Origin of the sequence: Saccharothrix ecbatanensis (assembly GCF_014205015.1) — a bacterium.
GTDB classification, from domain to species: Bacteria; Actinomycetota; Actinomycetes; order Mycobacteriales; family Pseudonocardiaceae; genus Actinosynnema; species Actinosynnema ecbatanense.
Genome location: NZ_JACHMO010000001.1, coordinates 5,857,968 through 5,871,888 on the forward strand (window position 1 = coordinate 5,857,968; position 13,921 = coordinate 5,871,888).

Here is a 13,921-nt window from a genome sequence, read left to right on the forward strand (position 1 = left end):
ACCGTACCGCGCGAGCGCGATCCGCTGTCGAGTGGCCGCTATCGAGTGGCCTCGAAGCGCACGGACTCGGTCGCGCAGGCCCGCACGAAGCGGGTCACGGCTTCCGGTGACGACGCCGGATGGGTGTGCAGGTACGACGCGTGCACGCGGCCGACCACGAATCCCTCGGCCACCGGGCGCAGGTCGTGGCCGCGCCACTGCCAGGCCGGGCGCGCGCCGTGCGGGACGCTCAACGCGGTGCGGTGGAACTCGTGCCCGGTGATCCGGGAGCCGGCGCGGGCCAGCACGGAGTCCCGTGGTGCGACGGCGTCGCGGTAGCCGAGCGTGAGGCGGGACGTCATCGCGCCGTCCGCGTCGATCACGCCGCACATCGGCACGCCGTCCAAGGACTTCGCCAGGTACAGCAGGCCGCCGCACTCGGCGTGCACGGGCGCACCGGCGCGTGCGAGAGCGGTGACGGCGGCGCGCAGCTTCTCGTTCGCGGACAGCTCGGCGGCGTGCTGCTCGGGAAAACCGCCGGGCAGCACGAGACCGGCGGTGCCGTCGGGCAGGGTCTCGTCGCGCAGCGGGTCGACCACGACGACGTCCGCGCCCGCCGCCGTCAGCAACTCCACCTGCTCGGCGTAGCCGAACGTGAACGCGGCGCCGCCCGCGACGGCGATCCTCGGCGAGCCCGGGACAACGTCCACTTCGGCGTGCGGATCCCACGTCGGCACGGCCATCGCGGGAACTTCGGCGGCGAGCCGGCGCACCGCGTCCAGGTCGACGTGCTTGGCGACCGCGTCGGCGATGGCGTCCACGGCGGCGGTCGCGGCCGGACCGTGCTCGGCGGCGGTGACCAGACCCAGGTGCCGGGACGGGAGCGCGAACTTCGCGTCACGCGGGAGCACGCCGAGCACCTCCAGCCCGACCTCCGCGCACGCGCCGCGCAGCACGTGTTCGTGCCGGGCCGAGCCGACCTGGTTCAGCACCACGCCGCCGAGCCGCACGGTCGGGTCGTAGCCGCGGAAGCCGTGCAGCAGGGCGGCGAGGCTGCGACTCTGGCCGCGGGCGTCGACCACGAACAGCACAGGCGCGGACAGCAGCTTGGCGACGTGCGCGGTGGACCCGATGCCCTCGGTGTCGACCCGGCCGTCGAACAGGCCCATCACGCCTTCCACCACGGCCAGGTCGCAGCCGCGCGCGCCGTGCGCGAACAGGCTCGCCACCCGGTGCTCGCCGACCATGACCGGGTCGAGGTTGCGGCCCGGACGGCCGGTGGCGACCGAGTGGTAGCCGGGGTCGATGTAGTCGGGGCCGACCTTGAAGGGGGCGACCTTGTCGCCCGCCCGGCGCAGCGCCGCCATCAGGCCGGTGGCCACGGTGGTCTTGCCGCTGCCCGACGCGGGCGCGGCGACCACCAGCCGGTTCACCACTCGATCCCCTTCTGCCCCTTCTGGCCCGCGTCCATCGGGTGCTTGACCTTGGTCATCTCCACCACCAGGTCGGCGGCTTCGACGAGCTTGTCCGGCGCGTGCCGGCCGGTGATGACGACGTGCTGGTGGCCGGGCCGGTTCCGAAGGGTCTCGACCACCTCGTCCACGTCCACCCAGCCCCAGTGCAGGGGGTAGGTGAACTCGTCCAGCACGTACATGCCGTGCTGTTCGGCGGCGAGGCGGCGGGCGATCTCCTGCCAGCCTTCGCGGGCGGCGGCGGCGTGGTCGTCCTCGGTGCCCTGCTTCCGGGTCCAGGACCAGCCCTCGCCCATCTTGTGCCACTCGACCGGGCCGCCTTCGCCGGTCTGGTCGTGGAGGCGGCCGAGCGCGCGGAAAGCCGACTCCTCGCCGACCTTCCACTTCGCCGACTTCACGAACTGGAAGACGCCGACGGACCAGCCCTGGTTCCATCCGCGGAGCGCGAGTCCGAAGGCGGCGGTCGACTTGCCCTTCATCTCGCCGGTGTGCAGCACGGTCAGCGGGCGGTTGCGGCGCTGGCGGGTGCTGAGGCCGTCGTTCGGGATGGCGGATGGTTGACCTTGGGGCATTTCGACGCTCCTACGCTGCTCGTGCGGCGCGCACGACGCCGGCGACCTGGTCCGCGGACAGCTCTTCCAGGCGCAGGCACGCGGCCTCCATCGCACCGGCCACCCGTGCGGCCAGGCCGAGCCGGATCGGGCCGTGCTCGCAGTCGACCACGACGGACGCCACCCGGTCCGCCGCCAGCAGCCCGGCCGCGCGCAGCGCGTCACGCATCGGGTCACCGCCGGACCCGGTCGCCGTGGCACGGCCGTCGGTGAGCAGGACCAGCAGCGCACGGCGGCGCGGGTCGCGGACGCGTTCGGTCTCGAGCACGCGGCGGGCGCGGAGCAGGCCGTCGGCGAGCGGGGTACGGCCGCCTGTGCGCAGGTCGCGCAGTCTGGCCGCCGCCGCGTCGACCGAGTTCGTCGGCGGCAGGGCGACGTGGGCCTCGCGGCCCCGGAACGTCACTACGCCGACCTTGTCCCGTCGCTGGTAGGCGTCGCGGAGCAGGGAGATCACCGCGCCGGTCACCGCCGACATCCGCTGCCGCGCGGCCATCGAGCCGGATGCGTCGACCACGAACAGCACGAGGTTGCCCTCTTTGCCCTCGCGCACCGACAGCCGCAGGTCGGCGCCGCGCAGTTCCAGGCCCGGACCGCTGCGGCCCCGTGCGGACTGGTGGGGGGCGGCTGCGGCGAGGGTGCCTAGTAGGTGCAGGCCTGCGCCGTCCATAGTGGACGATCGGACCACGCGGCCGGTGCGGGCGCGGGCTCGTGAGCGTTTGCCCGGTGCGCCCTCGCCTACGCCTGGGACCTGCAACAAGCGGGCGCGGAACGCGGGGGCGGGGGTGGAGGAGGGAGTGGAGGCGGGGGCGGGGGCGGGCGGGTGGTCGGTTGAGTTGGGGTTTTGAGCGTCCGAAGTGTCCGAAGCGTCCGAAGTGGACTCGGGCGGTGGTGGGTCGCTGGGCGGCGATGAGCCGCCGCCGTCGTCGTCCGGGTCCTCGGGACCCTCCGGGCCGTCCTCGGGCTCCTGAGCGGCGTCCGCGCCCTGCTGGAGCGCATCGTTCAGCTGATCCTCCTCCAACCCCGGCTCGTCGAACGGATCACGGCGCTTGCGGTGCGGCAACGCCAACCGGACGGCCGCCTCCACGTCCTCCTCCGCCACCTCCTCAGCACCACGCCAAGCAGCGTGCGCGGTGGCGGTGCGGGCTACTACCAGGTCCGCGCGCATCCCGTCCACCTCGAACGCCGCGCAGATCCCGGCGATGCGGCGCAGCTCCGCGTCCGGCAGCGTCACGCCCTTCAGCCGGTCCCGCGCGGCGACGATTCGGCGGGCCAGGTCCGCGTCCGCCTCGGCCCACCGGGCGGCGAACCCCTCGGGGTCGGCCTCGTACGCCAACCGCCGCCGGACGACCTCCGTGCGGGTCGGCACGTCCCGTGAAGCGCGAACCGCGACCGTGAGGCCGAAACGGTCCAGCAGCTGCGGGCGCAGCTCGCCTTCCTCCGGGTTCATGGTGCCCACGAGAAGGAACGACGCGGCGTGCGACACGGACACGCCCTCGCGCTCGACGTGCGCGCGGCCCATCGCAGCGGCGTCCAGCAGCAGGTCCACGAGGTGGTCGTGCAGCAGGTTCACTTCGTCCACGTACAGGACACCCCGGTGCGCGGCGGCCAGCAGACCCGGCTGGTAGGCGCGGACGCCCTCGGTCAGGGCGCGTTCCAGGTCCAGCGAGCCGATCAGCCGGTCCTCGGTCGCGCCGACGGGCAGTTCGACCAGCCTGGCCGGGCGGCGTTCCGACGGGTGGCGTTCCGACGGGTGGCGTTCCGAGCCGTGGCCGTGCGGCCCGTCCGGGCAGTCCGTCCGAACGTCCGGATCACAGCCGAACCGACACCCTGGCACCACGTCCAGCTCGGGGAGCAGCGCGGCGAGCGCCCGGACCACGGTCGACTTCGCGGTCCCCTTCTCACCTCTGACGAGCACCCCGCCGATACCGGGGTGCACGGCGTTGAGCAGCAGAGCCGTGCGGAGGTCGTCATGTCCGACGACAGCGGAAAAGGGGAAACGCGCGCCCATGCGGCGGTGTCCTTCCTCGGGTGTCCACGCCCGTGTCCGGTTCGATGAGTCGGGGGTCGAGTTCCTGACTCCCGGATCCCAAGGCCCGGTCACAGTGGCGGGACCGTGCCGGATTCGCACCGGCTTCCTCGCGCACCCCCTCTACAGCCTGGGCATCGTCGCACTTCGCCCGGCGTGCTCCAAGTCCCGGACCGGGATGCCGGGGGCGAGCGTCGTCACACCGGCGGCGAGGCGTTCCCCCAATCGGACGCGCACGCTCAACGGCGCGCGGAACGACAGCAGGCCCAGCATCGGCGGCGGCACGGCCGAGGCGAGCCGGAGGTCGGGGAACCGGCGGGCGGTCTCCCGCAGCACGACTTCCGCCTCCAGCCGGGCCAAGCCCGCGCCGAGGCAGAAGTGCCTGCCGTAGCCGAACGCCAGGTGTTTGCGGGCGTTCGGCCGGGCGGGGCAGAACCGCTCGGGTTCCGGGAAGACCTCCGGGTCCGAGCCGCTGCCGGCGAGCATCAGCAGCAACGGCGCGCCCGCCGGGATGTCGACGCCGGAGAGGGTGACCGGCTCGGCCGCGATCCGCCGCCACGTGTTCACCGGCGCGTCCCGTCGCAGCACCTCTTCGACGCACGCGGCGGCCATGCCGGGTTCGTCCAGCCGTGACCACAGGTCGCCGTGCCGCAGCACCGCGTGGAACGCCGCGCTCAGCAGCTGGGTCGTCGTCTCCTGGCCGGCGATCAGCAGGAAGTAGCAGAGGCCGGCGGCGTCCCGGATCGGCACGTCGTCCGCCCGCAGTGCGCCGAACAGGTCGTCACCGGCCGGGTCGGCGGCCTTGATCCGCGCGGTCAGCCACTGGTGGAAGGCGGCGGCGGGCTTCGCCAGCTCGTACTGCCGCTCCACGGTGACGTCACCCCAGAACAGTTCCAACGACGCCGTGCTCCACGCCTTGAGCGCGTCGATGTCCACGTCATCGATGCCCATGACCTCCATGAGCACGATCGCGGGCAGGTCGCGGGCCAGCACGGGGTGCAGGTCGACCTCGCCGCCGCGCAGCCGATCAAGCCGTTCCCCGGTGAGCCGCGCGATCCGTGGCTCCATCGCAGCGACCCGTGCGGGGGTGAGGAAGCGGGCGACCAGTCGCCTCAGGTCGCCGTGGGTGTCGGTGCCGTTGTTGGCCAGCGTCGGGGGCAGCGAGAACCCGGCGCGCGCGAGGACCCGCAGCACCGGGCGCGGGATCGGGGTCACCGCGGTCAGCGCGTTGTCCGGGTGGAACCGGCCCGGGTCTGCCAGCACCGCGCGCACGTCGTCGTAGCGGCTGACCAGCCACAACCCGGTGCGCTCGTCGCGGTGGACCGGCGCGCTGTCCCGCAGCGAGCGCAGGTCGGCCGGCCCGGCCTGGAAGAGGTCCACGCCGGCACGGTAGCCGTCGGATGCGACACTGCCGGCGTGAGTGTGCGCACAGGTGAGTCGGTGTTCGACTGGATCGACACGCGGGCCGAAGCCCGCGCGAAAGCCGGTCTGGCCCGCCGGGTCCGGCCTCGTCCGGCCGACTCGACCGACCTGGACCTGGCGTCGAACGACTACCTCGGTCTGGCCCGGGACAAGCGGGTGACCGGGGCCGCCGCCGCGGCCACTTTGCGCTGGGGCGCGGGCTCCACCGGGTCACGGCTGGTCACCGGGTCCACCGAGCTGCACACGGAACTGGAGTACGAGCTCGCGAACTTCTGCGGCGCGCAGTCGGCGCTGGTGTTCTCGTCGGGCTACCTGGCGAACCTGGCGGCGTTGACGGCGCTGTCCGGTCCGGGCACGGCGATCGTGGCGGACCAGCACATCCACGCTTCGCTGATCGACGGGACGAAGCTGTCCAAGGCTGATGTGGTCGTCGCCGGGCACTGCGATGTCCCGCAGGTGACGCATGCCCTGGCAACGCGCGGCAAGCGGCGGGCGCTGGTGGTGACCGACTCGGTGTTCTCCGTGGACGGCGACCTCGCGCCCCTCGCGGAGCTGTCCGCCGTGTGCCGTGAGCACGACGCGGCGTTGATCGTGGACGACGCGCACGGTCTCGGTGTCGTCGGCGACGGCGGGCGGGGCGCGGTGCACGCGGCGGGTCTGGCGAAGGCGCCGGACGTGGTGACCACGGTGACGCTGTCCAAGTCGCTCGGCGCGCAGGGCGGTGCGGTGCTCGGGTCGGGCCGGGTGATCCGGCATCTGGTCGACACCGCGCGCACGTTCATCTTCGACACCGGTCTTGCGCCGGCCAGCGTGGCGGCGTCCTTGGCCGCGTTGAGGATCCTGCGGGAGGAGCCGGAACGTCCGGCGCGGGCGCTGGACGTCGCGCAGGACCTGGCGTTCCGGTTGAAGGAGAAGGGTTTCCTGGTCAGCACGCCGACCGCGGCCGTCGTGTCGATCCAGGCGCCCTCGCCCGAGGCTGCGTTCGCGTGGGCCGAGGCGTGCCGCACTCAGGGCGTGGTCGTCGGCTGCTTCCGGCCGCCGTCGGTGCCGGACCGGATCTCCCGCCTGCGGCTCACGGCGCGCGCCGACCTGTCCGACGGTGAGATCGAACGCGCCGTGCGGGTGATCACGGAGACCGGCGCATCCGCAGGTGCGGTATCCCGTCGTCCATGAACTCCGCGCCTTGCGGCTCGAAGCCGAACGAGGCGTAGAAGTCGGCCACGTAGGTCTGGGCGTCCAGCACGCACTCGGCCCGCCCGACCTCGGCGAGTGCCGCTTCCATCAGCCGACGGCTGTAGCCGCGGCCACGGGCGGCGCGGGCCGTGCAGACCCGGCCGATGCGGTAGCCGCCGTCGGGTTCCTCCAGCAGCCGCAGGTACGCCTCCGGCTGCCCTGATCCTTCGGATTCCAGCCAGAAGTGCCGGGTGCCGGGCTCCAGGTCACGCCCGTCCAGCTCCGGGTAGACGCAGTTCTGCTCGACCACGAACACCTCGCCGCGCAGCTTGAGCACGGCGTAGAGCTGCGTGGGCGTCAGGTCGGCCGACCACTGCCGGCGCAGCGTCGCCGGGTACGGGTGTGAGCGCACCACACTGTGGTACCACAGTCTCAGATTCGGTCGAGGTACCGGCTCAACCGGGTGTAGACGCCGGGTTGGCCCGGCCGGGCGCAGCCGCGACCGTAGGAGACGACGCCGACGAGTTCGCCGCCGACCGTGAGCGGGCCGCCGGAGTCGCCCGCGCAGGCGTCCTTGCCGCCCTCCGGGTAACCCGCGCAGAGCATCCCGCCGGGCCGGTAGTCGGGGACGTCCGCGGCGCACTCGTCGTCGGCGCGGATCGGCACCTCGACCTCGTGCAGCCTGCGGCTCGGCGGGGCCAGTTCGCCGGTCCGGCCCCAGCCGTAAACGGTCGCCGGTCCCGGCGCGGCGTCGGCGATGCGGATCGGCCGGTACGGCAGCGCGTCGGCGAGGGTGAGTGTCGCCACGTCGTGGCCGGCGGACACGTCGGTGAACTCGGGGTGCCGCCAGACGGCGGTGACCTTGGCGGTCCGACCGGTGCCGGTGTCGAGATCGGCGCGGCCCGCCACGGCGGTCACCTCGGTCGGGACGCGGTCGCGGAAGCCCAGAGCGGTCTGCTCCACCACGCAGTGCGCCGCGGTGACGACCTTGTCGGGGCCGATCAGCGCGCCGCCGCAGAAGAAGTTGCCCGCCGCGTCGAACAGGGCCACCGCCCACGGTTCGGGCGGCGCCTCGCGTCCGCCCACGATCGCGTCCGCCGGGAGGGCGGACAGGACCAGCACGAGAACGGCGAAGACCGGCGCGCTGATGCGCATGGAGCACCTTTCTACGGCGAGTGGCTGGACGACGACCGAAGGTAGCGGAGCGGTCCAGCGCGCGGCAGCAGGGTATGGAAACCGGAAAATCTATTGTTAAGATGCGTTGTCACCGAAGATTTCACTGCATGTGGGCTGGATCACGACGATCTGTCCGGATCACGAGGGAGGTTTCCGATGCACCTGGACTTCACGCAGCTGCCGGCGTTCCTGATCGCCTGCGCGGTGGTCGTGCTGACGCCGGGCGTGGACGCCTTCCTCCTGCTGCGCACCTCGATGCGCTCGGGCATCCGGTCCGGCCTGCTGGCGCTGGCCGGCATCCACACCGCGGCCTTCATCCAGGTGGCGCTGGTGATCTCGGGCCTCGGCGTGGTGATCGCCCGCTACCCCGCGGTGCTGACCGGGCTGCGCTGGATCGGCGCGGCGTACCTGCTCTACCTGGCGGTGTCGATCACGCGAGGGCTGTTGCGGCGCACGGCGGGCGAGACGGTCGCGGTCACGCCCCGGCCGTTCCAGCAGGGGTTCCTGACCAACATCACCAACCCGAAGATGCTGCTGTTCTCCCTGGCGTTCCTGCCGCAGTTCATCGGCGGCGGCGACCCGCCGTACCAGCTCGGGATGCTGGCCGCCGTGTTCCTCGGGCTGGCCGCGTTGTGGGAGCTGACGATCGTGGTGGCCGCGGCGCGCGTCGCCGGATCGTTGCGCCGGCCCGGTGTGACGACGGCGCTGGACGCGGTGTGCGCGGCGGTGTTCGTGACCATGTCGGTCGGACTGGTGCTGTAACCCCGCAGACCCGAGACCGTCGGCTTCGAAAACCCCTGGCTCCGAGAGCATCCGAGACCGGGCGTGCGGGCCCCCGAGGCCCGGGGGTCCGCACGCCTGCCCGGCCTGTCACGCGACCAGTTGCGCCTCGATCGCGTCCGCGTAGGCGAGCACCCTGGTGTAGATGCCAGGCCTGTTCCTCCGGGCGCAACCTTCACCCCAAGAGGTGATGCCGATCAGCTTCCCGCCGGCCACGAGCGGGCCGCCCGAGTCGCCCTGGCACGTGTCCACGCCACCCTCCGGGTAGCCCGCGCACGTCATCTCCGCCGGGTCGTACTGCAAGTACACGTCCGCGCAGTCGGCGTCCGCCATCACCGGCACGGTCGCTCCAAGCAGGTACCGCGACACCGCGCCCTGCTCGCTCGTCCGACCCCAGCCCAGCACCCGACCGGGCGTGCCCGGCGCGTAGAGCGACTCGTCCTGCGGACCCGCCAGCGGCAGCGGCCGTTCCGCCATCGCGTCGCGCAACGTCAGCACCGCGACGTCCGCACCCTGGTCCGCCGTCAGGTAGTCCGAGTGCACCCAGATGTCGGTCACCCGGACGACCCGGCCCTGGTCGCTGTTCTTGTCCTCGCGGCCCACCACGACCCGCGTGTTCCGCGGTGTCCGGCCCGCCGCGCAGTGGGCGGCGGTGACCACCTTGGTCGGCGCGACCAGCGTGCCGCCGCAGAACTGGTAGCCACCGGAGTCCGCCAGGTACACCACCCACGGATGCTCCGCGATGGACACCCGTTCACCGCCCACCACACGATCGTCCACCACCCGGCCCACCGCGGTGTCGTCCGCCGTGGCGGTGCCCGCGAGAGCCATCAACATCGTCATCAACAACGCGGCAAGCCGCATCGCCCCTCCTCCTGATCTAAGGCGTCAGGAGGAGGTTAGCCAGAACGGACGATTCCGCTGGGCCAACAGGCCTAGTTCGCCCCGGTGAACTTGCTGCGCACCTTGTCCGCCGCGCCCGACAGCACGTCGCCGAACTCGTTGAACACCTTGATCAGCGGGTCCTCGGACTGGGCCGCCGAGTCCTTGTAGGACCGGGCCGCCGACTTGATGTCCTCGGTGAACGAGCTCGTCGGCCGGTCGTCCTCGCGCTTCGCGTACTCGCCCGTGAGGATGGCGCGGTAGTCCTCGCCTGCCGCCCACCGCTGCAACTCGGCCGCACGCACGACCGCGAGCGGGTGGGTCAGCGGCCACGTCCGGATGAGCTTGAGCACGCTGTCCCGCACGTCCTCGACCTGCTCGTACTCCTTGGCCTGCTTCAGGAACTCGGTGGTGTCGACCTGGCTGAGGTCCATGCCGCCCGCCATGGCCACGTGCACGCGCAGCGCGGCGGCCGGGTCCTGCACGCACAGCAGGCCGGCGCGGTCGCACGTCAGCTCCGTCTTGCGGTACCACTCGCACAGCGCCGCGATGACCGCGCGGATCGCCCAGTAGCCGACCGGCATCCAGCCCAGGCCGTACTGCAACTGCATGAGCCGTTGCAGGATCGTCTGGTACAGCGCGTGGCCGGACAGCACGTGGCCCATCTCGTGGCCGATGGCGAACCGCAGGCCGTCCGCGTCCAGCAGTTCGATCAGGCCCGTGGTGAGCACGATGAACGGCTTGTCGATGCCCAGCGTCATGGCGTTCGGCACCGGGTCGCGCTTGACGAACAGCTCCGGCACCGGGTCGACGTCCAGCGTCGCCGCCGTCTCCAGCCGGAGCCGGTCCAGCTCCGGGTACTGCTTCGGACCCACCCTGACGCTCGACGCCAGGTAACCCAGGCGTTCACCCCGTTCGGTGAACGCGCCCGCCACCGCCTGCAACACCGGGCCGATGCCCGGCACCGCGCGCAAGACCGCCAACGCCCCCCTGTCGACCGGGTGCTCGTACGCCCGCGGGCTGATGCCGGGGAAACGAACCCGAGCGGTCGACCGTTCGATCTCCTCGCTGCTCATCACTCCACAGTGCCACGACCCGCCACCGGCCTCCTCCCGAACGGGCGAATCGGCGTGCACACTGGCCCGGTGAACGCAGACGTGCTCGGCGCCGACTACGAAACCCGCACGCTGCCCCTGGGCGGCGACACGACCGCCACGCTGGTCCGCCGGTGCGCGCAGCCCGCGGTCCGGGGCGCGGTGCTGTACGTGCACGGTTTCGCGGACTACTTCTTCCAGCGCCACGTGGCCGAGCACTTCACCGCGCGCGGTTTCGACTTCTACGCCATCGACCTGCGGGCGTACGGGAGGTCGTTGCGGCCCGGCCAGGTGGCGAACTACGTGACCGACGTGGCCGAGCACTTCGAGGAGATCGACGCGGCGGTGCGGGTGATCCGCGAGGAGGACGGCCACCGTCACCTCGTGGTGATGGGGCACTCGACCGGCGGGCTGATCACGAGCCTGTGGGCGCACGAGCGGCGGTCGGACGACGTGCTGGACGCGTTGGTGCTCAACAGCCCGTGGCTGGACCTGGCCGAGCCTTGGCTGCTGCGGACCGTGGGGACGGCGTTGGTCCGCGGTGTCGGCCGGTTCGCGCCGCGGCTCGTGCTGAAGCCGGGGATGGGCCCGGTGTACGGCGAGAGCATCCACCGCGACCACCACGGCGAGTGGGACTTCGACACGTCGTGGAAGCCGATCGAGGCGTTCCCCATCCACGCCGGGTGGCTGCGCGCGATCCGCCGCGCGCACGCGCAGGTCCATCGCGGGTTGGACGTCCGGGTGCCGGTGCTGCTGCTGCGGTCCGAGCGCAGCCTGCTGCACGCGAAGCGGTGGACGCCGGAGACGATGACGGCGGACACGGTGCTGGACGTGGAGCACATGGTGCGGTGGGGGCCGGGGATCGGGAACCAGGTGACGATGGTGTCGATCGACGGCGGGATGCACGACCTGTTCCTGTCCGCGGAACCGGTGCGGCGGCGGGCGTTGGCCGAGGTGGACGAGTTCCTGGACCAGCTCTGACCCGCCCGTGACTCGTCGGACGGGACGCTTCGCGGGGTGGTGCGTCACGCTTCGCAGAGGTCCCCTCCCGAGGGACCCCTGGTTTGATTTTACCGGCAGGGTCCGACAATTCCGTGTGCTCAGCGGAGGTGCTCGACCGCCAGCCGCGCCGCCGTCCCGATGACCGCGTCCGCCGCCGGCAGGGTGAACGCGGTGCTCGCGCTGCGGGTGAACACGGCCACCGCGTAACGCCCGCCGTCCGGGTACTCGACCACGCCGATCTCGTTGCGCACCGTCGGCAGCGTGCCGGTCTTGCCCGCCACCCGCACGTCGTCGAACGGGAAACCGGACGCCAGCCGGTGCGGCCACACCTGCAACGCCATGATCCGCCGGATCGGCGCGCACTCGTCGTGCAGCCACACGTGCCGCAGCAACGTGGTCAGGTCGCGCGGTGTGCCGCGGTTCGTCTGGGTCGGGTCCAGGGCGCGAAGTCGTGACAGCACAACGGGATCCGCCAACGCGCGAGGCAACTCGCCGGGTGCGGCGTCCTCGGCCATGGTGCGGGCGAAGTCCCTGGCCCGGTGCACCACGACGGTCTTGTCCAGGTGCAACTCGCGGAGCGTGCGGTTGACCTCGTCCAGGCCGATCAGGTCGACCAGGGCGTCCGCGGCGGCGTTGTCGGACACGGTGAGGGCGAGGTAGGCCAGGTCGCGCAACGACATCGTGACCGGGTCGAGCATGCCGCCGACACCGGTCGGGCCGGTGCTGCGGTCGTGGTCGAGGGTGATCCGGCGGGTCAGGTCGAGGCCGCTGTGGTGCAGGGTGACGACCAGCGGGATCTTGAACACGCTCGCCAGCACCACGGGATCGTCCGCGCCGACCGACACCTCGCGTTCGGGGTGGTCGAGGTCGACGGCGTGCAGGCGTCCGGTGACCCCGGCGTCGGCGAACGCGGCGCGCACCTTGGCGGCGGCCCGTGCGGCGGCTCGTGCGGCGGTCATCTGGGCTCCTGTCGGTGGATACCCCGGCGTTCACGCCGGGGCTGAAACCGGTGCTTTCGACCGCATCGGCAAGGTCTATTCGCCGGTGCGTTAATGTCCGAGGGGTGTCGTCGGTGTCGATGGTGAAGCGGGCGTTCCGGTACCGCTTCTTTCCGTCTGCGGCGCAGGAAGTGGAGTTGTCGCGCACGTTCGGGTGTGTGCGGGTGGTCTACAACCGGGCGTTGGAGACCCGCACTGCGGCGTGGTACGGCGAGCACCGTCGGGTGAATTACATGCAGACCTCGGCCCTGCTCACGGAGTGGAAGAAGACCGACGGCCTGGGGTTTCTCAACGAGGTGTCGTCGGTGCCGTTGCAGCAGTCGCTGCGGCACTTGCAGTCGGCGTTCACCGCGTTCTGGGAGAAACGGTCCCGCTATCCGCGGTTCAAGTCCCGCAAGCGGGGCAGGGCTTCCGCGGAGTACACCCGGTCGGCGTTCCGTTGGCGTGACGGCCGGTTGACGTTGGCGAAGATGGCCGAGCCGTTGGACGTCGTGTGGTCGAGGCCGCTGCCCGAGGGCGCCGAGCCGTCCACGGTGACCGTGTCGCGTGACCCGGCCGGCCGGTGGCACGTGTCGATCCTGGTCGAGACCACCGTCGCCCACGCCCCACCCGTCGACCGCGTGGTGGGCGTCGACGCCGGGATCACCTCCCTGCTCACCCTCTCCACCGGGGAGAAGATCACCAACCCGAGGCACGAACGACGGGACCGGGAACGGCTGGCCGGCGCCCAGCGGGCGCTGGCCCGCAAGGAGAAGGGCTCCGCGAACCGGGCGAAGGCCCGGCTGCGTGTCGCGCGTGTCCACGCCCGCATCGCCGACCGCCGCCGGGACCTGTTGCACAAGCTGACCAGTCGACTCGTCCGGGAGAACCAACTGGTCGTGATCGAGGACCTGGCAGTCCGCAACATGGTCAAGAACCGGTCGTTGGCCCGCGCGATCTCCGACGCGGGCTGGTCGGATCTGCGGTCGATGCTGGAGTACAAGTGCGACTGGTACGGCCGTGACCTGGTCGTGGTCGACCGGTGGCTGCCCTCCAGCAAGACCTGCTCGCACTGCGGGCACCTGCTCGACACGCTGCCGCTGCGGGTGCGCGAGTGGACCTGCCCCGGCTGCGGGGCACGGCACGATCGCGACGTGAACGCCGCGCGCAACATCCTGGCCGCCGGGCAGGCGGTCACAGCCTGTGGAGCCGGAGTAAGACCGACCCGACACTAGTCGGCGAGGCATCCGGCGAAACCTCCCTTCCGGGGAAGAAGAAACAGGAACTGCCGGGCGCGAACCCGGCGGGGAATCCCCTCCCTTCAGGG

13 protein-coding genes and 1 riboswitch are annotated in these 13,921 nt (G+C 72.0%); of the genes, 4 read left to right on the forward strand and 9 right to left on the reverse strand.

The window, feature by feature from the left end; all coding sequences use genetic code 11:
- Positions 1–38 precede the first annotated feature (38 nt).
- From F4560_RS24750 to F4560_RS46275, 4 genes are all read right to left on the reverse strand, one after another.
- A complete protein-coding gene (locus tag F4560_RS24750) occupies positions 39–1,412 on the reverse strand; it encodes a cobyrinic acid a,c-diamide synthase CobB (RefSeq protein WP_184923662.1) in 1,374 nt (457 codons plus the stop codon).
- Entirely contained in the window at positions 1,409–2,023 is a 615-nt protein-coding gene (cobO, locus tag F4560_RS24755) for a cob(I)yrinic acid a,c-diamide adenosyltransferase (RefSeq protein ID WP_184923664.1), read from the reverse strand. Before cobO ends, F4560_RS24750 begins: the two co-directional genes overlap by 4 nt.
- A 10-nt stretch (positions 2,024–2,033) precedes the next feature.
- A complete protein-coding gene (locus tag F4560_RS24760; RefSeq protein WP_184923666.1) occupies positions 2,034–4,070 on the reverse strand; it encodes a putative cobaltochelatase in 2,037 nt (678 codons plus the stop codon).
- Between the two features lie 37 nt (positions 4,071–4,107).
- A riboswitch (cobalamin riboswitch) is annotated at positions 4,108–4,225 on the reverse strand.
- Positions 4,212–5,468, reverse strand: coding sequence for a cytochrome P450 (locus tag F4560_RS46275; RefSeq protein ID WP_221483630.1), 1,257 nt, complete (start codon positions 5,466–5,468; stop codon positions 4,212–4,214). Its footprint overlaps the riboswitch before it by 14 nt.
- A gap of 36 nt (positions 5,469–5,504) precedes the next feature.
- Here F4560_RS46275 and F4560_RS24770 point away from each other — a divergent pair, with 36 nt between their 5' ends.
- Positions 5,505–6,683 carry an 8-amino-7-oxononanoate synthase gene (locus F4560_RS24770; protein WP_312869464.1) on the forward strand — a complete coding sequence of 393 codons (1,179 nt, stop codon included), beginning with the start codon at positions 5,505–5,507 and terminating at the stop codon, positions 6,681–6,683.
- Here F4560_RS24770 and F4560_RS24775 read toward each other — a convergent pair.
- A complete protein-coding gene (locus F4560_RS24775) occupies positions 6,637–7,095 on the reverse strand; it encodes a GNAT family N-acetyltransferase (protein ID WP_184923668.1) in 459 nt (152 codons plus the stop codon). The genes F4560_RS24770 and F4560_RS24775 overlap by 47 nt on opposite strands.
- A 20-nt stretch (positions 7,096–7,115) precedes the next feature.
- Positions 7,116–7,838, reverse strand: a complete 723-nt coding sequence (locus F4560_RS24780; RefSeq protein WP_184923670.1) for a S1 family peptidase — start codon at positions 7,836–7,838, stop codon at positions 7,116–7,118.
- A gap of 177 nt (positions 7,839–8,015) precedes the next feature.
- On the opposite strand from F4560_RS24780, the gene F4560_RS24785 reads away from it, so the two are divergent.
- The gene (locus F4560_RS24785) at positions 8,016–8,621 is read left to right on the forward strand and encodes a LysE family translocator (protein WP_184923672.1); all 606 of its coding nucleotides are present in this window, start codon (positions 8,016–8,018) and stop codon (positions 8,619–8,621) included.
- Positions 8,622–8,729: 108 nt separating this feature from the next.
- Here the strand turns inward: F4560_RS24785 and F4560_RS24790 are convergent, their stop codons facing one another.
- A complete protein-coding gene (locus F4560_RS24790) occupies positions 8,730–9,503 on the reverse strand; it encodes a S1 family peptidase (protein ID WP_184923674.1) in 774 nt (257 codons plus the stop codon).
- A gap of 71 nt (positions 9,504–9,574) precedes the next feature.
- A complete protein-coding gene (locus F4560_RS24795; RefSeq protein ID WP_184923676.1) occupies positions 9,575–10,597 on the reverse strand; it encodes a M48 family metallopeptidase in 1,023 nt (340 codons plus the stop codon).
- Positions 10,598–10,666: 69 nt separating this feature from the next.
- On the opposite strand from F4560_RS24795, the gene F4560_RS24800 reads away from it, so the two are divergent.
- Complete coding sequence (locus tag F4560_RS24800) at positions 10,667–11,596, forward strand: alpha/beta hydrolase (RefSeq protein ID WP_184923678.1); 930 nt, start codon at positions 10,667–10,669, stop codon at positions 11,594–11,596.
- A 119-nt stretch (positions 11,597–11,715) separates the two neighbouring features.
- Here the strand turns inward: F4560_RS24800 and F4560_RS24805 are convergent, their stop codons facing one another.
- Positions 11,716–12,576, reverse strand: a complete 861-nt coding sequence (locus F4560_RS24805) for a serine hydrolase (RefSeq protein WP_184923680.1) — start codon at positions 12,574–12,576, stop codon at positions 11,716–11,718.
- Between the two features lie 119 nt (positions 12,577–12,695).
- Between F4560_RS24805 and F4560_RS24810 the strand changes: the two genes are divergently transcribed.
- Positions 12,696–13,829, forward strand: coding sequence for an RNA-guided endonuclease InsQ/TnpB family protein (locus F4560_RS24810; protein ID WP_221484607.1), 1,134 nt, complete (start codon positions 12,696–12,698; stop codon positions 13,827–13,829).
- Positions 13,830–13,921: the final 92 nt, after the last annotated feature.